This window comes from Streptomyces sp. NPDC051677 (genome assembly GCF_044453465.1).
GTDB lineage: Bacteria > Actinomycetota > Actinomycetes > Streptomycetales > Streptomycetaceae > Streptomyces.
The window spans coordinates 394,083-414,026 of the sequence record NZ_JBITCT010000001.1 but is presented as its reverse complement, the minus strand read 5'-3'; the positions used below and the strand labels follow the sequence as shown (position 1 = coordinate 414,026).

Annotated in this window: 11 protein-coding genes; 4 read left to right on the top strand and 7 right to left on the bottom strand. The window is 68.8% G+C overall.

Features of this window, described 5'->3' with window-relative positions:
- Positions 1-23: 23 nt before the first annotated feature.
- From ACIBAF_RS01820 to ACIBAF_RS01810, 3 genes are all read right to left on the bottom strand, one after another.
- Complete coding sequence (locus ACIBAF_RS01820; protein WP_399461104.1) at positions 24-3,938, bottom strand: AAA domain-containing protein; 3,915 nt, start codon at positions 3,936-3,938, stop codon at positions 24-26.
- Between the two features lie 6 nt (positions 3,939-3,944).
- The gene (locus ACIBAF_RS01815) at positions 3,945-4,358 is read right to left on the bottom strand and encodes a hypothetical protein (RefSeq protein ID WP_399461103.1); all 414 of its coding nucleotides are present in this window, start codon (positions 4,356-4,358) and stop codon (positions 3,945-3,947) included.
- A 104-nt stretch (positions 4,359-4,462) separates the two neighbouring features.
- Complete coding sequence (locus tag ACIBAF_RS01810; protein ID WP_399461102.1) at positions 4,463-4,951, bottom strand: ATP-binding protein; 489 nt, start codon at positions 4,949-4,951, stop codon at positions 4,463-4,465.
- Between the two features lie 148 nt (positions 4,952-5,099).
- On the opposite strand from ACIBAF_RS01810, the gene ACIBAF_RS01805 reads away from it, so the two are divergent.
- Together ACIBAF_RS01805 and ACIBAF_RS01800 are read left to right on the top strand one after the other, a co-directional pair.
- Positions 5,100-5,960, top strand: coding sequence for a helix-turn-helix domain-containing protein (locus tag ACIBAF_RS01805; RefSeq protein ID WP_399461101.1), 861 nt, complete (start codon positions 5,100-5,102; stop codon positions 5,958-5,960).
- Positions 5,961-5,980: 20 nt separating this feature from the next.
- Positions 5,981-6,160, top strand: a complete 180-nt coding sequence (locus tag ACIBAF_RS01800; protein WP_399461332.1) for a DUF397 domain-containing protein — start codon at positions 5,981-5,983, stop codon at positions 6,158-6,160.
- Positions 6,161-6,208: 48 nt separating this feature from the next.
- On the opposite strand, the gene ACIBAF_RS01795 is transcribed toward ACIBAF_RS01800, so the two are convergent.
- The 4 genes from ACIBAF_RS01795 to ACIBAF_RS01780 form a co-directional block, all read right to left on the bottom strand.
- Entirely contained in the window at positions 6,209-11,344 is a 5,136-nt protein-coding gene (locus tag ACIBAF_RS01795; protein ID WP_399461100.1) for an Eco57I restriction-modification methylase domain-containing protein, read from the bottom strand.
- Between the two features lie 13 nt (positions 11,345-11,357).
- Positions 11,358-14,372 carry a DEAD/DEAH box helicase gene (locus tag ACIBAF_RS01790; RefSeq protein WP_399461099.1) on the bottom strand — a complete coding sequence of 1,005 codons (3,015 nt, stop codon included), beginning with the start codon at positions 14,370-14,372 and terminating at the stop codon, positions 11,358-11,360.
- An 86-nt stretch (positions 14,373-14,458) separates the two neighbouring features.
- Complete coding sequence (locus ACIBAF_RS01785; protein ID WP_399461098.1) at positions 14,459-15,802, bottom strand: protein kinase; 1,344 nt, start codon at positions 15,800-15,802, stop codon at positions 14,459-14,461.
- Positions 15,803-15,942: 140 nt separating this feature from the next.
- Positions 15,943-16,704 carry a DUF6338 family protein gene (locus ACIBAF_RS01780; protein ID WP_399461097.1) on the bottom strand — a complete coding sequence of 254 codons (762 nt, stop codon included), beginning with the start codon at positions 16,702-16,704 and terminating at the stop codon, positions 15,943-15,945.
- A 167-nt stretch (positions 16,705-16,871) separates the two neighbouring features.
- On the opposite strand from ACIBAF_RS01780, the gene ACIBAF_RS01775 reads away from it, so the two are divergent.
- Both ACIBAF_RS01775 and ACIBAF_RS01770 read left to right on the top strand, forming a co-directional pair.
- The gene (locus ACIBAF_RS01775; protein WP_399461096.1) at positions 16,872-17,888 is read left to right on the top strand and encodes a hypothetical protein; all 1,017 of its coding nucleotides are present in this window, start codon (positions 16,872-16,874) and stop codon (positions 17,886-17,888) included.
- A 5-nt stretch (positions 17,889-17,893) separates the two neighbouring features.
- Positions 17,894-19,708, top strand: coding sequence for a CHAT domain-containing protein (locus ACIBAF_RS01770; RefSeq protein ID WP_399461095.1), 1,815 nt, complete (start codon positions 17,894-17,896; stop codon positions 19,706-19,708).
- The last annotated feature ends 236 nt before the right edge of the window (positions 19,709-19,944 follow it).

Below are 19,944 nucleotides of genomic sequence, written 5' to 3'. Positions count from 1 at the left end.
CGGCGACGGCGGCACGTCCGTTCTCAGTCGAACAGCGGCACCAGCGCCTCCTCACCCGCCAGGATCCGCCACGCAGGAACCCGTACCGTCCGGCCCACCGGGCACGCCTTCGCTCCGTACCCCCCGGACGGCAGCCCGGTCAGCAGGTCACCCCGCGCGTGGGTTAGCCGCAGGTGCCGTGCCGGGTCGCCACCGAACCGCGGGCCGGGGTCGATCAGCACCGCCGTGTTCTCCCCGGCCTCGGTGAACAGCAGATCCACCGAGTGCCCGCCGACCACCGCCGCACGCTCCAGGTCGGCGATCCCGCGTTCGGTGAGGCACTGCTGGAGCCGGTCGGCGAGTTCCTCACGGACCCCGGTCACCGGGGCGGCCGTGGACACCACCAGCCCGCCGTCCTCGCCCGCGTCCGCTCCCAGCGGCACCGAACGTCCCGCGAGCAGGGTCGGCAGGCCGCTCTGCTCCTGCCAGAACGTGTGACCGCCCACGGTGATCAACTGCGACTTGGCCCGGGTGACCGCCACGTTCCACAGGTTGACCTGGCTCGCGACCCAGTGTGTCGTCCTCGGCGGCGTGTTGTGCGTGGCCACCGGGCTCAGCACCATCACGTCACGCTGCCCGCCCTGGAAGGCGTGCACCGTGCCGACCCGGACGCGGTCGTCGTCGCGCCACACCCGCGCCAGCGCTTCCTTCTGCGCCCGGAACGGCGTGACCACACCCACCGTCGCGTCCTCCGGCAGCCGCGCCAGCAGCTCGTCCACCACTCGCCGTACGGCCTCCGCCTCGGCCGCGTTGCGCCAGGACCGCCCGTCGCCGCCGCGCGCCGACTCACCGCGCGGTACGTCGACCCAGCCCAGCACCGGCGCCGGCTCGGCCGCCCCTACCGGGTCGACGGCCGGGACCTGCCGCCGTACGTCGGTGAGCACCTGCAACTGGCCCGCGTAGCAGTAGCCGTTGACGACATCGGCGATCCGCGGGTGGCACCGGTAGTGCTCGTCGAGGAGCAGCGCGGAGTCGCCGTGCTGCTCGGCCGCGTGGTACGAGGAGTACACGTGGTACGTGAGCCGGTGGTCCTCCAGCTGTGCCGCGCTCAGCCCGGCCCTGATCCTCGCCTGCTGCTCCTGCTGCGGTGACACGCCGGGGATGTGCCCCAGCTGCATCGGGTCGCCGATGATCAGGGCCCGGCGCGCCCGGAACAGCAGCGGCAGCACCGAGGGGATGGAGCACTGGCTCGCCTCGTCGATGACGACGAGGTCGAACAGTTTCGGGGTGAGTTCGAGCTGCCGCACCGAGTGGGTGCTGACGGCCCACCCCTTGATGTGCGTCATCAGGTTCTTCTGGCTCCGCTGGTAGCCCGAGCGGCCCCGGAGCGCCTGGAGCCGCTGCCCCATGAGCCCGCGCGCCCTCGTCAGCGCCTCGGCGGACACCGCCCGCGACAGCTCCGCCGACAGTTCGGACAGCGTGCCCGCAGCCTCCAGCCGCGCCCGCCTCAGCCCGTCCTCGTCCCATCCCGCGTGCCGGGGTACGAGCTCCCGCACCTCCCGTTCCACGGCCACCGCGTCCGCCAGCGACTCCAGCAGCTCGGCCGGCACCGGCCGCCCGGTCGCCCATCCCGGCCACGAGGGCCGGTCCGGCCGGTCCGGCCGGTTCTCCTCCGGGGCATCGGCCACCGCCGAGACCAGCGCGGCGAGCGCCCGCCCCCGACGCCACGGACCGAGCAGCCACCAACCGGCCCCGGCCACCTTCCGCGCCCTGACCTCCCAGCGCCCCAGCGCGGCCAAGCCGTCCTCGTCCGCCGCCCAGACGCCTTCCAGGAGCGGCAGCGGCAACTCCAGCGCGGCCGCCCGCTCCTCCCGGTCCCGGAGCAGCTCCAGCAGCCGCACCTCTTCGCCGACGCGGTGTGCGGCCTCCGCCCGCAGCCCGTCGGCCGCCTTACGGGCGCTGCGCAACTGCCCGCCCACGGTGGCCGATCCGCGCCGCGGGGCCTGGGCGGGCTCGCCGAGCAGCCGCTCCAGCTTGGTTGCCTCCCGCTCCAGCGCCTCAGCGTTGCCCGTCCGCATCAGCAGGCCCGGCGCGATGTCGTCGCAGCGTTCGGCCACGACGTTCACGGCCTCGTTGTTCGTCGAGGCGACGAGCACTGACTGCCCGGCGGCGACACACGTGGTGACGACGGCCGTGACGACTTCGCTCTTGCCCGTCCCGGGCGGTCCGGTCGCCACTGTCAGGGGCCGCGTCATGGCCGAGGAGATCACCGACTCCTGGCTCTCGTTGCACGGCCCGGGAGCCACCACGTCGGCGGAAGCATCGCGCGCACCGCCCTCGCCACCGCTCAGCAGCGCGTCCAGGGCGGTGCCGGGGATCTGACCGGTCCGCGTCGACATCTGCAGCAGGTTGTCCACCAGGGCCTGGGTGGCGATCGCCTCCACACCCGAAGGCACCAGCAGGACGGCCGCGTTGTGCGCGCCGGGGCGCAGCGCCTGCATCACCGTCCGCTCGCTGAGCGCCGACGGATCGAGTGGCTCCAACTCGGGCAGCCCCAGCTCCTCCAGCAACTCCCTTACGGCGAGCAGCATCTGAGCGTCGTTGCCCTCCTGCCAGGACGGCTGCCAGCGCGCGACGAGGTCGGCCGCGTCACCTGCGTCCAGCAGTTCCGATACGACACCGGTGTGCAGGGACGGCACACCGCTGGGCCGGAGCACGTCCCGGCCCTCCTCGTCCGGAGCCAGTTCCATCTGCTGGATGAGCAGCGGCGCCAACTCCACCGCCGTACGGCGCCCCCGGCCCCCGCCGTCCCGAACGGGCAGCGTGATCGCCGGATAGCCGTACCAGTACTCCTGCTGCGCCCCCGCGTTCCGGTCGTCCGCACCGGCAGACCTGGTCTGCTGCGGCCTGGGAAGCTTCCCCGGAGCGGGAAAGGTGGAGCCCCGCCCGGACTGTATGGTCTCCTCGCCCTGGCCCAGCAGGAAGTACTTCGATTCGCGCCCGCTGTCCCGGTCGGGCCGCATGGATGCCGCCGCCTGCGCGGTGAGGCAGTGCGCGTAGTACCGCAGCAGCCGCTGCCGGTCGACGCCGTCCCGGGCGTCCAGCGCGGCCAGCTCCCGTGCCTTCAGCAGGGCGGGGGAGCGTCGGCCGGCCTCCGCCGCGTCGCGGGGCAGCGCCGGGATGTGCACCGGGCGCGCGACCGACCGGGCGAAGGGCAGGCTGCGCGTGGCCCTGATCGTGGACTTGGTGGGGCGCTGCTCCTCCGGTACGCCGTCGCGCGTCATCTGCGCGGTGAGATAGTCGAAGAGGTCGTCCGGCGTGATCCAGCCGCCGCCCTTGATCCGCCCGTTGCGCAGCCCCTCCACGATCTCCCCGGTGAACCGGGACGTACCGAGGCTCGACCCGGGCGGCGCCATCGCGGACGCGGACTGGAGGGCGTCGGAGGCGGTGATGAAGTACACGCCGGTCGGCCGCAGCAGGGTGCTCGGCGTGGGCCGCGCGGGTCCCTCCCCGGACCCCTTCGAGGTCCATCCCTGTACGACGGAACCGCTGGAGCAGCAGTCCAGCAGCACGAGCTTCGAAGCGGCCCGGCACGACTGGAGCATCCGCTCGAGGAACTCCGCCGGTACCGCCGTGCCCGGCAGGTCGTCCGGATCGGTGTCCCGGGTCAGGAAGTACAGCTGGTTGTCGGCCTCGCAGAACTCCCCGTGCCCGCTGAAGTACAGCAGGGCCGTCTCGCTGGGCTGCCGCGCCTCCAGGAACTCTTCGACGGCGTGCAGCATCTCCGCGCGGGTCGGCTCGGGGACCATCTCGCAGTCGTTGTACATGCCGATCTCGGTGTTCTGCAGCACCGCCCGCATGTAGTGCAGGTCGGCGCGCACCGGCGGCAGGTCGTGGTACGCGTCGCTGTCGTACGTGGACACGCCGACGAGCATGGCGAACCGGTCGTTGTCGGTCATGCGCGTTCAGCCGGCCGTGGGGGTGTCGCCGCCGAGGACCTCTTCGTGGCCGTCGCCCGCGAGGAAGCGCTCGATCCGGTCGTCGTCCTCGCGGGCCTCCTTCCCGGTGATGTGCAGGGTCGCCCCGTCCGGCCGCTTCACGATGATCGTCCGCTGGGGCACACGCGCCAGCCAGATCTGCACCCCGGCGGCGACCAGCGAACCGGCGCTGATCAGCACGCCGATGGTGTCGGTCGAGACGAGCCCGCCCTTGTCCGTCGCGCCGGTCGCCGATGCCGGCCGGGGAACGTCCAGTGCGGCCCCGGGGTCGACGCCGGCGATCCCGGCGAGCAGTTCACGCGCCTCCTTGCGGGCACGTAACGGGTCCTCGTCGACGATGGAGATCCGGTACCCGGTCGGTTCCTCGGGCGTGGTGGTCACAGCGCGTCCCCCTGTGGTCTGCCGTGCTTGCTCCTGGCGGAGGCATGGGCGGACGACGATAGTGGGCGGGACTGACAGCAGGCGCCCGAGTATCCGAAAACCCGTCAGGCCTTGGCGGGAAAACGGCTGACCGGCTGTGATGGTGCGGGTGTCTCGGCAGGCAGCCACAGCTCCGCCCACACCGTCTTGCCGGGCCCGTCGACGCGCAGCGCGACCGCCCAACGCGACGCCAGCCGCGCCACGATGAACAGACCACGCCCCGATTCGTCGTCGCCGGGTGGCTCCTGGGGCGCGAGAAGCGGTGGTACGCGTTCGGTGCGGGTGTCGGTGACCTCGATGCGCAGGGTGCGCGGGCTGCTGCCGGTCTCGGTCAGCCGTAGGTGGAAGTCCCGTCCGGCGACATGCCCGTGCCGTACGGCGTTGGCGGCCAGCTCGGAAGTGATCAGCGTCAGCGTCTCGTTGGCGTGACCGGTGTACGGGTGCCCCCATGAGTCCAGCCGGTGCGAGACCAGGCGACGGGCGAGGCGGGCTCCACGCGTGGAGGACGTGAACCGCATCGCGAACTCGCGTACGGGGGAAGTTTCGTTGTTCATGTGGTCCACGCTGACGTGGTGGTTTTACCGTGACGAGATACGGCGCGCACACGGACGGTTGCTGTAAGTGGCTGGTCTGTGCGTGTAGGCGGGGCGGAGCGTGACGGCTGGCGCGGGGGTCGCGTTGGCCGGGGAGGCGGTGAGGGACATGAGCGAATCGGCGGGACCGACCGGGCAGGAGTCCGGTGCGGAGGAGGAACGGGAGGCGGGCGCCGGGTCGGGGATCGTGCGCGTCTTCGGGCGCCAGTTGAAGCGGTTCCGGGTACGGGCGGGGCTGGAGCGGGCCGAGTTCGGTTCGATGATGGGCTACTCCGTGTCGACCATCGCCGCGTACGAGCAGGGACGCCGGGTGCCGCCGCCGACGTTCATCGACCGGGCGGACGAGGTGACGGATGCGGGTGGCGTTCTCCAGGAGATGAAGGAGGAGGTTGCGCGGGCGCAGTATCCGGCGTTCTTTCGGGATGCGGCGCGGTTGGAGGCGGAGGCGGTTGAGGTCTGGGTGTACGCGACCCAAGCCGTGCCTGGACTGCTGCAGACCGAGGAGTACATGCGGGCTGTATTCGGGATGTGGCGACCATTGCTGGACGAAGAAACCGTGGAACAACGAGTGGCGGCCCGTCTTGCTCGCCAGCAGATCTTCGAGCGGAAGCCATCGCCGCTGCTCAGCTTCGTTCTCGACGAGGCGGTGCTGCGCAGGCCGCTCGGCGGCTGGGGGGTCATGCGCGGCCAATTGGAGCATCTGATGCTCGTCGCCGAACTCCGAAATGTGGAGATCCAGGTGATGCCACTGGACCGGGAGGACAACGCCGGGGTTGACGGACCGTTCACCGTGTTGCAGCGTGCAGAAGGCGATCAAGTGGCCTACCTGGAGGCGCAGGGACGCAGCACAATGGTGAGCGACCGGCGCGAGGTCCAGGGAATCGTGTCGCGCTACGGGATCGTCCGTGCGCAGGCGCTCACCCCACGCGAGTCGCTGGCCTTCGTCGCAAAGCTGCTTGGAGAGGTGTGAAGGTGAAACGAACTGAGGGCCTGGCCGCAGAACTGCACTGGTTCAAGAGCAGCTACAGCGGTGGGGCCGGAGGCGAGTGCGTCGAAGTTGCCGTCTGCCCTCAAACGATCCACGTACGCGACTCCAAGGACACAGCCCGCCATGGCCTTGCCGTCGATGCTGAGGCTTGGACCGCGTTTGTCCGCTTCGCCGTCAGGTAGGGCTTGCTGCCCCTGGCCAGGTGCCAGGGGCAGACTTGTGTCCGCCAGCTACACCTGTACGGCTTCGCGGGCGGGCGGAGCCCAACGGCCGGCGGCGATCTCCGCGTCCAGCCGGGCCTGGAAGTGCGCGTGTGCGGCCCTCATCTCGGCCTCTCGGTCGGCCTTGTAGAAGGGGGCCTGATAGCCCTCCGGGGGAGGGGTGTGCTCCGGGTCTTCCAGGTGGGCTAGGAGATCGAGGTAGTCCTGCTTGGTCTGGCCGTGGCCGAAGGTGTTGAAGTCACCTGCGATCTTGCGGCCGTTGACGTCAAAGTAGGTCTCCGACTCGTAGGCGTGCAGCTGCGGATACCGCGAGTTGAAGATCGCGGCAAGTTGATCGGCGGTAATGCCGAGCCAGACGGCGACTAGTGCGTCGAGTTCGACGAGCGCGGCGCGGCGTTCGTGTTCGGTGCGGAGTGGAGTGTTGTACTTCCAGGTCGTCTTGAGGCCGACCGCGAGGGGTTTCAGGTAGGGCCAGTGGGGGTTAGCCCAGTCCTCATAGCCTGCCCAGCGGGGGTCGAACAGCTCCGTCCAGAGAGGACTGTAGTGGGTGGTGAGGGCGTTCAGCCTGAGGGTGCGGAGGAGGAGTGCGGGGGCTAGAGGGTGCTTTGGATCGGGGGCGGGCATTTTGCGGGCCTCGCCGGTCTGTAGGTCGGCGCGGCCGGTGATGCGGAGTAGGTAGTCCAGGGGGAGGGCTGCCCAGAACCCCGCATTAAGAGCTGTAAGACGGTTGTCGGCCAGCGCCATGGTCTGCACTGCGTGGATGTGGGCAGGGCCGGGCGGAATGAGGGCCGCCTGTAGGCTGCGGCTGGTGTTGAAGGGGATCATCCTCCGCCAAGCCAGCCGAAAGTGCGAGGTAGAGGACCTTTCGAACCAGGAGTCTTGGGCCGCCAGGTACGTCGCCTTGTCGGCGGCTCGCACGTAGTTAGTCACAGGGACGTGTGCCTCAGGCAGCTCAGTCGGCGGGAGTGCGTTCCAGTGTCTCTGGTTCCGGCAAGGAATCATCGGCTCATTGGCAAAGGGGAGTGCACACGAGAAGTGCGGCCCTTGCAGGATGACGTCCGAGATCTCCGGGACGGCTTGGTTGCCCCAGCGGATCAGCCCATCCTTCTTGGCATTGGTCTCGTTGTATCCACCTGAGATCATCGGGCGGAAGTTTGCCAGGCTACTGTGATATTCAGCCAGCGCATCGATCGCGCCTTGTTCGCTCACCAGCACTGGATAGAGCAGAGGGGTCTGCCTAGCTCCCCCCTCAGAGCCCGTCAGGGTATGCCAGCTAGCGAGCAAGGCCGTATCCACATGCACCACGCGCTCGCGGTGTGGCCTGATGTCCCACGAGCCGTTGTGTTTGATGCCGGGCGTCGTCCCTTGGCCGTCATGAGTTAGTGAGTCGGGCAGCGCTTCTGCGTCGCGTAGTTGGCTGACATGCAGGAAATTGGGCTCCTGTGTTGTGCCATAGATGTGCATCCCGAACTCCTGGGAACGGGAAAGATCTTCAAATGCCCAGTTGGCCGAGTTCACGAAATGTGCGTGCACACGAAGATGCCGGTACGCGGCTGCACGGATGACTCCTTCGCGTACACCGCCGAAGTGCGTGTCCGGGTGGATCAAGCCAGCCCCTCCGTGAGGCCCGATGTGCTGCCACACCTGAGCCATGAAGGCCCGGTAGAGGTCGCCACGTGTGCCGACAAGAAGTGGGTACGTCGTCGGGCTGCTCAGCATGGCGACGGCTCCAGCGACGACGGTCAGCTCGTGCAGGACGAACTCCCTGCCCTCCCCGCCCACATCCAACAGGCCTTCCTTGCGTAGACGCCATTCCGCTGGGGTTGGCTGATTCTCCAGCACGAACCACGGATCCAGTTCAGCCAGAACCAGATCCTCCTGCCACTGCGGCCTCACCCAAGGCGGATTCCCCACCTGCAAATCAAACCCACCCCGCGCAAACACCTGCGCGAACTCCAACTCCCAGTGGAAGAACCCCTGAGCCCTCGCCACATCCTTCGCCGCACCCGCCCACAAGAACCGCCCCTCCAACCACTGGAACCGCTCCATACCCATCCACTCGGGCAGCTCGTCCTCGTACACCGACAAGTCATCCAGCGTCTCGAACGTCGCCACCAGCGACTCACCCGGCACATCCTGCGTACCCAGCAGCGCCTCCGCGAAGTCCAGCCAGTCGTCCAGCGAGGCCAGCGGAATCACCTCCCGCCGCTGCCCCTTGACCTGCTCCGCGCGGCGCCCCGTACGGCGACGCGACACCGAATCCCGAGTCAGCGTCATCTGCTGAGGCTCAGCAGCGAAACCCGGAAGCGCGTCCGCCTCCCAGGCCATCAGGACACCGGAGTCCTCCTCACCAGCCGCAGAAACCCCCGCCGCCTCGAACTCCGCCGCCCGTTCCGCCAGCGCCTCGGCCCGCACGTACTTCTCGTCCGTACCGTCCAGCAGCGAAGCGCTCTGCACAGGCCAGAACCACAGCGCGCACCACGTGTCCATGAGCGTCTTCAGCCGCCAGTACGGGGTGTCCTCGGCCTGGAGGTCGGCCAGCACCTCGTCCCGCTGCACTGCGACCTCCGGACGCCGCAACCAGTCGCCCTCCGCCCCCCACACCTGGATCCGCCGCGAGATGTCCCGCTCCGACAGCTCCAGCCGCCGTACCACCAGCCCCCACAGGTACTCGGCCCGCCGGGCCAGCCCCTGGAGCTTGGCCGTCTGCCTGGCCGTCGGTGACTTCGTGATCGCCTTCCGCCAGGCGCCCAGCGCCCTCGCCGCCTCCGGTGCGAGCGCCCTCGCCTCCTTCTCGGCCGCGACCGTGCCCCACTCCTTTGCCGGAAGCAGGAAGTGGTGCACCGCGCCCTCCGGCAACCGCTCACCCCCCACCGCGTCCGCCAGCGCGAACCGCTCCGGAGTGGCCCCCAGCCAGCCGCCCTTCTTCAGACGGTCAGCCGCGTAGACCTCCCGCCGCCCGCCGATCAGCGAGTTGCCGCGCCGCAGGTGCAGACCGAACCAGGGGGCTTCCATGCCGGGGTGCATGGTGTTGAGCCACAGCGAGACCTCCGCCAGCTCCACGGCCGTCTCGTTGAGGTCCACGCCGTACGAGTTGTGCAGCGCGATGTACGCCTTCGCCTTCTGGAGCTCGACGGCGTACTGCTCGGTGTCGATCGAACGCGCCAACTCGCTCTGCCTGCGCCGCAGATACTCGGCCGCGACTTGGTTGATCGCCTCGTTGAGGAACGCGCCCGAGCCGAGGGCCGGCTCGCAGATCCGCCAGTTCAGCAGCTCCTTCGCCTCGGTCTCCTCCGTGAGGAGCTGTTGCAGGGCGAGCTGCACGGTCACCTTCGTCAGTGACTCCGGCGTGTAGTAGGAGGCGGAGGTCTGCCGGTCGCGGCCGGAGAGGCGGTACACGAACGAACCCGGGGCGTAGCTCACCCGCACGTCCTCGCCCGTGTGCCTGTCCCGGCGGCGTACGAACACCGAGTCCGGGTACTCCTCGATCTTCGACTTGGGGACCAGCCAGGAGCCGTCCTTGGAGTCGCCGCCCTTCGCGACCTCGTACAGTTCCTCGTCCGCGATGAAGCCGCTGTACGACATCAGGCCCTCGTACACCGCGCCGAGCTGGTTGATGCCGAGCTGGGCGTAGGAGATGAAGCCGCCGCGCTCGCCCCTCTTGCCCTGGGTGATCATCAGGCTGTGGAGCACCTGGTGGAGCGTGGCGTTGCGGAGCCGGGTGTCGAGGTAGCGGACGGACTCGCCCCGGGCCATGGCCTCGTCGGAGTCGTGGCGGGGATCGAGGAGGCTGTCGTCGCCGATCAGCCGGATGGCGTCCCGCTCGAACAGCTTGCTGTGCAATGGCTCGAAGCGCAGGCCGATGTCCTCGCTGGTCTTCGCGTCGACCCCGTGGGTGCGGCGCGGGCGGTAGCCGTCCTGCACCTTGCCGAAGAGCAGGTCGAGGGACTCGTAGAGGTAGAAGCCGTTGCGGGCCGTGTCGCTGATCGGTTCCCGGTCGGCGATCAGCTCACCGAGCCGACCGAGCCCGTAGCCCTGCTGGTACTCGGGGTAGTCGGCCGGCAGGATGCCCAGCTCGGGGCGGGCCTCGGCGTAGAGGAGGAACAGGATCCGGTACAGATAGCGCAGTGACTCTCGGGTCAACTGGCGTCCCAGCTCCGGGAGTTCACCGATGTCCTCCGGGTGTACGCCGTGCTCGCGCAGCCGGTCCAGTACCTCGCCCGCGATCAGCTCGACGCTCTTGCGCAGGCCGTCGCGCAGCTCGCTGGAGACGCCCACCGCGTGCTTGGACGACTTGCCGACGAGTTCGGCGAGCGGGTTCTCGCCGCCCTCCTCCGGGGTGCGCAGCGAGTCCGCGCCGAACAGCGCGGCCACCGTGTCGAGTTCGCCGCCCGTCCTGGTGTCGTTGCGCTGGAGCGCCGTGTCCAGGGAGACGCCGAGGTAGCGGCCCTCGCCCCACACCGCGCGGTCGGCGAGGACGATCACACCGCCGCCGAGCAGGAGCACGTACCGGGGCGGCTCCTCGCAGGCGAACAGGAACGAGGCCAGCTTGGAGCCGGTCTCCACGGCGGCCGGGCCGTCGAGCGGTACCGGTTGCAGCAGCCGGCCGCGGCCCTTCGGGTCGAGCGCGGCGTCTGGTTCGGCGGCCCAGCCGCAGTCCAGCGCGACGAGGCCCTTCTCGGCGTGCGCGACCGGAACCTCGTACGTCTGGCCCGCGCGCTCGACCGTGAGCGTGCGGGGCTTGGCGTCGTAACCGAGGGCGCGCAGCACCTCGGCGTTGAGGGACCGGACGCGCTCCCGCCACTCCGGCGCGAGGTACGTCAGCGTCTCGTCGTCGGTGTCGCGTACGGCGATGATGCCGTCCTCGTCCTCGGGGAGGGCGAAGAAGGACCGGGCCCGGAAGTAGTCGCGGCGCAGTGCTCGGAGCCCGGAGCGGGGTGTCACCGGCAGTTCGCCGCCGCCGGGTGCCGCCACGGTGAGGAGTTCGGCCTCTGTGCCCCGCTCGTCTCCTGCGGGCGGCTTCGCAGCCTCCTCGCGTTCCTTCCACGCCTGCAGCAGGCCCGACTTGAGGTCCTTCGGCAGTACCTCGGCCAGATAGTGGGCCGAGAAGTAGTCGCCGCGGTTGACGAGGGAGTCGTACGTCATGACAGGGCTTCTCTCAGAACCGGGACGGGGACGCGGCCGGGGCGGTGAGGGAGACGGGCGGCGGCCCGCCGTCGTCCTTCTTGCGGTCCAGGTCCGGCACCAGGACCGCGAGAACCCGTAGCAGCGGCCTGCCCGTCGTCAGCAGGGAGTCGGCGAGATCGGCCAGGCGTTCCTTCGTGCGCTCCCCGGCGAGGGTGGGCTGCCGCCAGGTGCCGAGCCGTCGCTTGTACTGCTCGATGGGTTCGCGCAACGGTTCGTCCCAGGCGTCGCGGTGAGTGTTGAGGAACGCCTCGGCCGTGTCCAGCACGTCGGGGAGGACCTTGTGCAGGGGAACCGGGTCGCGGTAGCGGAGCTTGTTCGCCATCGTGGGGCCGACACCGCAGCGGCGCAGCAGCGACACCATGTCGTCGTCGACCAGCCCCTTCTTGGCGGTCTCCAGCCAGGTGACCCCCATCCACTTCACGACGGTGGGCCTGCCCAGCTTGTTCGAGTAGACGCCCTGGACCAGATAGACGGGCTCGGCCACGTTCGCCGTGATCATCGGGGCCTCCTGGCGGCCCATCCCGACGAGGACCTTGTCGGTGAGCCACTCGACGACCGGGTGCAGGTCCGTCAGCAGGGAGATCTCCGGCCAGCTCGACGTGGACGACTCCCGGGCCCGCTGGAGGGAGTGCTCGGCGAGGCGGCGGTTGAAGGTCACGAGCAGACGCTCGCGCAGCCGCTGCTCGCGCAGGTAGTCCATGGGGAGCGCCTTGAGGCGGTGGACCAGCTCCGACGGAGGGCGGAACGAGAGCAGCCCCGACTGCTGGTCGCGGTCCAGGTCCAGCCGGTCACGGGCGTCCGGGTACACCTCACGCAGCGCCTCGTCCAGGAAGTGGGCGGTCGAGTCGAAGAGACGGGGCAGCACGGAGCTCGTGGCGGCCCGGCCGGCCGACGACTCCGTACCGGGAGTACCGGGAGTACCGGGAGTACCGGGAGTACCGGTCGGAGCCGAGTCGCCCGGCTCCGCGGGTTCCGCCGGTGGTGCTTCCTCGCCGACCGGGCCGAAGAAGTCCGCGAGGAAGTCGTCCAGGCGCGCGTCCTCGCCGTCCGCGTCGGAGCGGCGGGCGTCCAGGGACTCGTCCACGGTCCGGCCGCGCAGCAGGTCCTGGATGAGGGACTTCTCCTCCGCCTCCGCCCGGTACAGGCCGGTCACCGCCTCCGCGGTGCCCAGCGACCGGTGGGCCTGGTCCTCGCGTTCCAGCAGCCGTTCGGCGACCACCGTGTCGTCCTTGGCGCCCTCGACCTCGCTGGTCAGGATCAGTGCGCGGAACTCCGGGGGACGGGCCTGCCCGTACCGGTCGATACGGCCGTTGCGCTGCTCGATACGGATCAGCGACCACGGCACGTCGTAGTGCACCAGCTGGTGGCACTGGCGGTGCAGGTTGACGCCCTCGGAGGCCACGTCGCCGGTCAGCAGGACCCGTACGGGCGTGTCGGCCAGGCCGAATTCCTCGACGCAGGCCATCTGCTGTTCGTCGGAGAGGCCGCCGTGCATGATCCGGACGCAGTCACGGGCGGCCCTTCCCTTGAATCCCAGTGCCGCGGGCAGCACCTCGGCCAGCCACTCCAGCGTGTGCACGCGCTCGGAGAAGACCACGACGCGTTCGTCCGACCCGGGTCCGACACCGATCTCCTCGCGGAGCTGCCGCACGAGGGCGGCGAACTTCGCGGAGTCCGTCTCGGTCAGATCGGCGGCCAGCTCCGACAGCCGGCCCAGGGCGGCCAGCTCGGCCTCGGTGCCCCGACGATCGTCCTTCTTCTCCAGGGTCTTGATCCGAGCGGAGACCGTCGCCCTCAACGCCGCGTGGGAGGACAGGAACGACTTCAGCAGCGTGTACGGGAAGAGGGGCACCGCACTCACCGAGGTACCACCGTCCCCGGGCAGCCAGACGGCGGCCAGCTCCTCGAAGATCTTCTCCTCGGCGGGGGTGGCCGGGCAGTGCACGGAGTGGGAGGGGCCGCGGTCCGCCCACTGGCCCTTCATCTGTTCCCGCACCTCGCGGCTGATCTTGGTGCGGCGGATGAAGAGGTGCTCGATGTCGGCCGCGCGGTAGTTCTCCGGGTCCCGGATCGCCACCGGGTCGAGGAGGCCGATCAGCTCGGCGAAGGACTTCGCGTCGCCGTTGTGCGGGGTCGCGGAGGCGAGGATCAGGGCGTCGGTGCGGGGGGCGAGGGTGCGGGCGAGCTGGTTGCGCAGGGAGCCGCGGTTGATCAGGTTGTGCGACTCGTCGATGACGACCGCGTCCCAGCGGATCTGCTCCAGATGGTGCTGGTACTGGTCGGTGTTCTTCAGGGTGTCGATGGAGACGATGACCCGCTTGAACGAGGTGAAGGGGTTGCGGCCGGCCGGGATCTCCCGCTGGATCCGCTCGATGCCGACCGAGTCCAGCCGCACCAGCGGGATGGCGAAGCGTGTCCACAGCTCGTGCTGGAACTGCTCCAGCACATGCTGCGGGGTGACCACCAGGATGCGCTCGCCCCGGCCGCGACGGATCAGCTCGGCCAGCGTCAGACCGATCTCCAGGGTCTTGCCGAGGCCCACCACGTCCGCGATCAGCAGACGCGGGCGCAGGTTGCCGCCGGACAGCGCCAGCTCGGCGGGGCGCCGCTGGTACGGCAGCGGGTCCATCAGGAACGAGTCCGCGAGGGCGAGCCGGCGCTCCGACTGGGGGAGCGCGGTGCGGCGCAGCACCGCCTCCAGGAACAGCCGGGACCGGCGGTAGTTCGGGGAGTCGTCCATGACGAGCGTGGTCTCGCGCGGGTCGAGCAGCTCGATGCGGTCCAGGCCGGAGAAGAACACGGCCTCCTGGTCGCGGACGAACTCGGACACCCCGACGACCTCGATCCGGGTGCCGTCCTCGGCCGTCGGCACGGAGCTCCTGACCAGCCACTCCTCGTCCCGCACGACCACTTGGGCACCGGCCGGGTACTGGTCCTGGCCGGTCTTGACGCCGCTCTGTTCCGCACTGGTCTGGACGGCGGTCACCCGTGGCCTCCTGAGGCGGTTCGGTCGTACATGGTCGGCCCCCGTTCAGGGCCCGCCCATTATCGCGGGTCGGAGGGGCGTACGGGTCAGAAGGGTGTACTGGCCGCGTATGCCTCACGCAGCCGCTGCGCGGTGATCCGGGCCTGGGCGGAATGGCGCCGTGAGCGCCGCCGGACACTGCTGTCGTCGCCGCTCACCCGGCCTCGACCCGCCGGAGGTACCGAGGACCGTACGTCGTCCGGCGCCGTCGCTCCCTCCGTCGGCTCGCGCCCCGCCGTCGTGGAGGCGGGTGTGCTGTCGGCGGACGAGGGCGTGGGGGCGTCGACGCGGGCGAGGAGGAGGCGCGGATCGGTCGGCGGCACTTGGACGGGAGGCATCGGCGGGACGGCCACCCCCGGCTTCTGCCGGGCCGACTCGCCTGCCGGCGTCTTCGCCTCCGGCCGACCCGGCGCTGCGTCGGTCGGGACACGGGCCGTCCGCCCCTGCTCCCGAGCCGACGGCCCCGCCGCAACCGGGGGAGCCACGGCGAGCAGGTCGTCGAGTACGTGGGCAGGGGCGGCCGTGTGGTTCGTGAGCCTGCGCCGCGCCTGGGCGACCTTGAGCCCCTGCGCCTCGATCAGTGCCCGGCACCGCCGTACGACGTCGTTGAGCGTCGGCCGGTCCTCGGCACGGTGGGCGAGCATGGCCGCCAGCAGCGGCACAAGCTCCTCCGGCGCCCCCGAGAGGTCGGGCGCGATCGTGGGATCGACGACCTGGTGGAACAGGAGATGGATGTTGTCGGCCCGGTAAGGAGCGTGCCCCGAGGCGGCGAACAGCAGCACGGCACCCAGCGCGTACACGTCGACCGCGGGTGTCAGCGGCTTCTCGCCGTTCGCCTGCTCGGGCGGCATGCAGGAGGGAGTGCCGACGACGGTGTCTGCCGCGGTCAGTGACACGCTCGACTCCGCGAACACCGCGAGCCCGAAGTCGATCACCTTGGGCCCGTTGGGGCCGAGGAGCACATTGGCGGGTTTCAGATCGCGGTGGAGCAGTCCCTGCTTGTGCACCGACGCCAGCGCCTCCGCCAGCGTCGCGCCCAGCGAGGCGGTGAGCAGGGAGTCCAGCGGCCCGTGCCTGCCCACATGCCTGCTCAGGTCCAGCCCCTCGACGTACTCGGTCGCCAGCCATGGCGGATCCGCCTCCGGGTCGGCGTCCAGAAGGGCGGCGACGCGAGCTCCCCAGACGGTCTTGAGGATCTCCACCTCCTGAGCGAACCTGAGCCGGGTCCCGGAGTCCACGACGCCCGGCTTGATCACCTTCACCGCGGCCGGTTCCCCGCCCGGCGACTCGCCCAGGTACACCTGCCCCATGCCGCCCTGCCCGATCCGCCCGAGCAGCTCGTATCCGCCCAGCTCGGAGGGGTCGTCGGGGCTGAGGGGCGCGATGTGCACGTGGGTCCTCACAATCGGGACAGGCGGGCGGGGCAGGGGTTCATCGGCACGTTAGTCCAGTCCGTGCGGCCAAGGGTGGGCGACTTTTGTGCAGCGGGTGCCTGCCGAGTCACTCCTCGTCGGACGCAACCGTGTCCGGCTCAGTGGTCGGAGGGGGCGTGGGCGGAGCCTGGGTCGGCTCCGGCCGTCTGCCGACGGGCCTGTAGCCCCTCTTCCCGTTGGGGTCCAACCGCGGTCGAATTTCGGTCACTGGTCGTGTCTCCGTCTGCAGTTACGGGAGCTACTTCGATGAAGTCGAGATACTCCACATCATCCATCCGAATATAGAGCCCGCCGGAATCTTCCAGCGGGCGTTCAAACATTCCGGTGGCGGTCACGGCCCAAGCGGTCTGCAGATACAGGTCCGGGGCTTCCGGGTAGCTCGACGTGTAGGAGTCTTCGCCGTAGTAACCCCCGATCCAATGGCCGCTCTTCAGCCGCGCCCGCACCAGGCAGTGGCTCCGACGTTGGAAGATCCAGTCCCATGCCGTGGGAGTCGGGTCATAGGTCGACCTGCTGCCTCGCGATCCCAGCCAGGAGGTGAGCCACGCGGCGGCAGCCGGAACGGCTATCAACAGGGTTGCCGCCGTCAGCGCCGCGACACGAGGATTCTCCGCCGCGCCGGTCAACCAGCCGTTGCGACGGTCGTAGACCCGGTGCACCAACCAAGGGCCGGCGAGCAAGACGTAGACGGTGTCGAGAGCGATGCCTGCCGTCACCGCTCGGAGTACGCGTTCGCCCAGGTCTCTGTGGACCGGGGCCAGGCCGCGCGCTCGTTCGCGGACGAACTGGTAGGTCACGCCGGGAAGTACCAGGAAAAGAACGATCGCTACCTGGGTGACTGTCGAGGGCGCGTGCGGCATCGCCGTATGTCCTTCCGGATGACTCGTACAGGAACCTTCACAGCGGACCTGTTGGCCTGAAGTCCTCCAGTGTCGCGGCAACTCACGGGTGCCACGGACATACTGCCGCGGCACTTGTGCATCGTTGTGAAGCTGGGGGGCGCCTGATGCGAGACAGCCTGTTCCGGATGCGTACGACCTGGGTCGACAGCCTTACGACTCGGGTCTGTCACGAACTCGGACCCGCCCCAGGCCGTTACGACATGTTCCCCTCATGGGTCGCAGACGAGCCGCTGGCGCTTGCCGCCCTGCTGGCACGCATCGCTGTTGAGGACATCAGGGGCAGTTCTCCGCAGGCCATCAGCGACCATCTGCGATCGACCGCCCTCGTCGATGCCGGGGTGCCCGGTCCGGTGGTTGCTGAAGACCTCGTCATGCCTGTTCTGCGCACGGTTCGCAAAAGAGGCGTCCCGTGGCAACGGTGGTGGGACGTTGCCGGATTCCATGTGCTGCTCATCGAGTTGTGGGCTGGACGCCGACTCTCGACCCAATCCACGGAGACGGTACGCGAGGAACTGACGAGCGTCTGGTGCCTCCGGGACCAGGACCTGGAAACCGTCCTCAGCAATGCCGCAGATCCCTACGCCTCGTTGCCGCCGGACCTCCTTCACGAATCAGCCACTGACAGGGCGAGTGCGAGCTTGCAAGCCCTTGTCTCCGGCGGCTGGATCAAGATCACTTGGACGGAGGACGTCCTGCGAGCCAGACCGGGGCTGACTGACAGACCTGATCTCGCGGAGGTCGCAAAGCGCCTGCATCGCCGCATTGATCTGGAGAATGCGCTGGATCGCATCAGGAACCCTTCGCCGGAAACCTTGGATGGGCTGCGTGAGGATCTCGACGCATGGGACGCCCAGATGGGCAGGGTCATGTCTCACCTGACGGCATACGAGCTCGCATTGATGGGATCCGAGACAGGGGACGATCGGTATGCGGAAGAGTGTCTCGTGGCAGGTAGGCATTTTTATAAAGCCCCACTGCTGGCGGACGATGCTCTGTTGTGGGAATCGAAAGCGAGCGATCTGAGTGTTTCGGTGCCCGACTGGATGGTAGAAGAGATCGTCACTTGCGGAACCGTTTCTTTCATACGCAGGCAGGTCCTCACCCAGTCTGGCTGGCCACAGCCGAGACGGACGCTCACCTAGCTGCCATGCAAGAGTTGATGGAGCCGGGCGCGAGGTACGGCTTCGGAACCGAGGACTACGGTGATGGCCTAAGGATCTGGTTGGTATTTCCCACGCCTCCCGGTGACCCGGGCCCTCCGATGCGGGCTCCGTACACCTACTCCCTGGCCTGGGTGGAACATGCCTGGGAACTTCTGAACCTTGCAACAGTCGGATACGCCCGCCTCAGCGTCGTCCGGCTCGTGGGCGACGGTGAACTCAGGGCCGTGGGCAGCATCTGGCTCGCCCTGCCTGAAGAGTTGCTCGTCCGGTGCAAGGAAGCCGCGATCGCGGCGCTCCGTCGACTGGTTGGTGACGAGACGCAGAGCATCAAGCAGAAGATGGCCGGCGAAGGTGTCGACCAGGCCGCCACGGCGGCGTTCTGGAGCTGTGAAAACGCAAAAGGTGAGGATATCCAGGACGAACTTGCCCTGGCCTCCGACACGGCTGAGTACCGGAATTTCATCGCTGCTGCCCGTCGCCTCGCCGGTACACGTGCGCGGCAGGCGTCCTACCTGCTCGACGGGAAAGACGGGTATGAGGCGAGCGTAGAGCTGAAAACCGCTGTCGAAGAGCGGCAGCGCACTCGGGAAATCCTCCGGGCGGCTGCGGACCAGGGGAAGGCGAGAGTCGGTTCCAGTAGCGAAGCCGACATGCTTCTGCTGGGCGAGCAGACGGTTTTCGTGCATCTGATCAACCGGTACGGGACGCTTCAGCTCGCCGCATGCAGGACTCGTGCGGGCCGCGCTCACTTCGAACTTGTTTCATGCGAGGAGATCTCCCTCGGGCATTTCCCTGAGGCCGTAATCGAATGGGCAAAGCAGCCTCAGGATGCTCCCGGACGTATGTGGTATCACTTCCTGGAGCAAGCCATCGCTGAATGCAGTGAAATAGCCGAAGCGATTGCCGACATGATGGCGCGTCATGATTTTCGTCGATTGATGCTCAGCCCCGCGGCCCCGCTGGAACTACTGCCGCTCCATGCCGCGACGCTTCACGCCCCGCGAACCGTGACACTGAGCGACCTTTTCGATCATGTGGCTTACGCTCCCACAGCTCGCCTTGCGACGGCCATCAACAGGTCCCAGCGGCAGCCAGCCGCGGTCGAGGTCCTTGTGGTGGCACACAGCGGTGATGGCGTGCCCGGCTTCGAGTCGATCGTCGGACCGCTCTGCGAGGCTGACCTGATCGCTGACATCCACGACCATGTGGAGGTCCTCGCGCAAGAGGAGGCGACCCCCGACCGTGCTCTGGAGGCGATGTCCAGGGCGCGGATCGTCCATGTGGCGTCGCATGGCCTGACACATCTCAACCGCTGGGCTGCTGGACTCGTGCTGCAAGGCAGTTCGCTGGGAGCGGCCACCTTGACCACGAGCAGAATCCTCGCCGAAGGCACCTTCAGCAGCGTCGACCTGGTCATTCTGAACGCTTGCAGAACGGGCACGCACGAAGGAACCGGTCGTACCGTGCAGACCCTGCGCAGTCTCGAGTCCGCGTTCCTGGCCCGCGGAGCGAAGGCGGTCGTCTCCACACTGTGGGAGATCACGGATCTGCAAGGCGTCGTCTTCTCTGCCGTGCTCCATGCCTATCTCGGAGCCGGTGTGGACCCTCACACCGCTTTCACCGACACCACTCGATACCTCCGGGCGGGGCAGTGGCAATGGTTCTTCGAGGGAGGGCCATTGCTCTCCGCCGAGTCGGCCATCGACTCGGTGGTTCCGGACTGGCGAAGCCACCTGGATCAACAGGCCGCCGAGAACCCGCTGTTCTGGGCTGCTTTCAAGATCACTGGGACTCTGTGAGCGTTTTCAGCACGGGGGTCACTGATCGGGTGACGCTGGTGGTGCTCAACGGCACGAGGCTCTCGTGCCGTTGCGAAACTGGATTAAGACTCTGCTTCCCACCGCTGGTTTCCGCCCTGCTGGTGGAGGAACAGCAGGCGCGACATTGTCGGCATGGCCGCGTGCTCGGCGACTGCAATCCGGCCGCCAGTCGGCGATGCCGCGGAGCTCCTACGGGGTGGAGACCGGAACCGGTG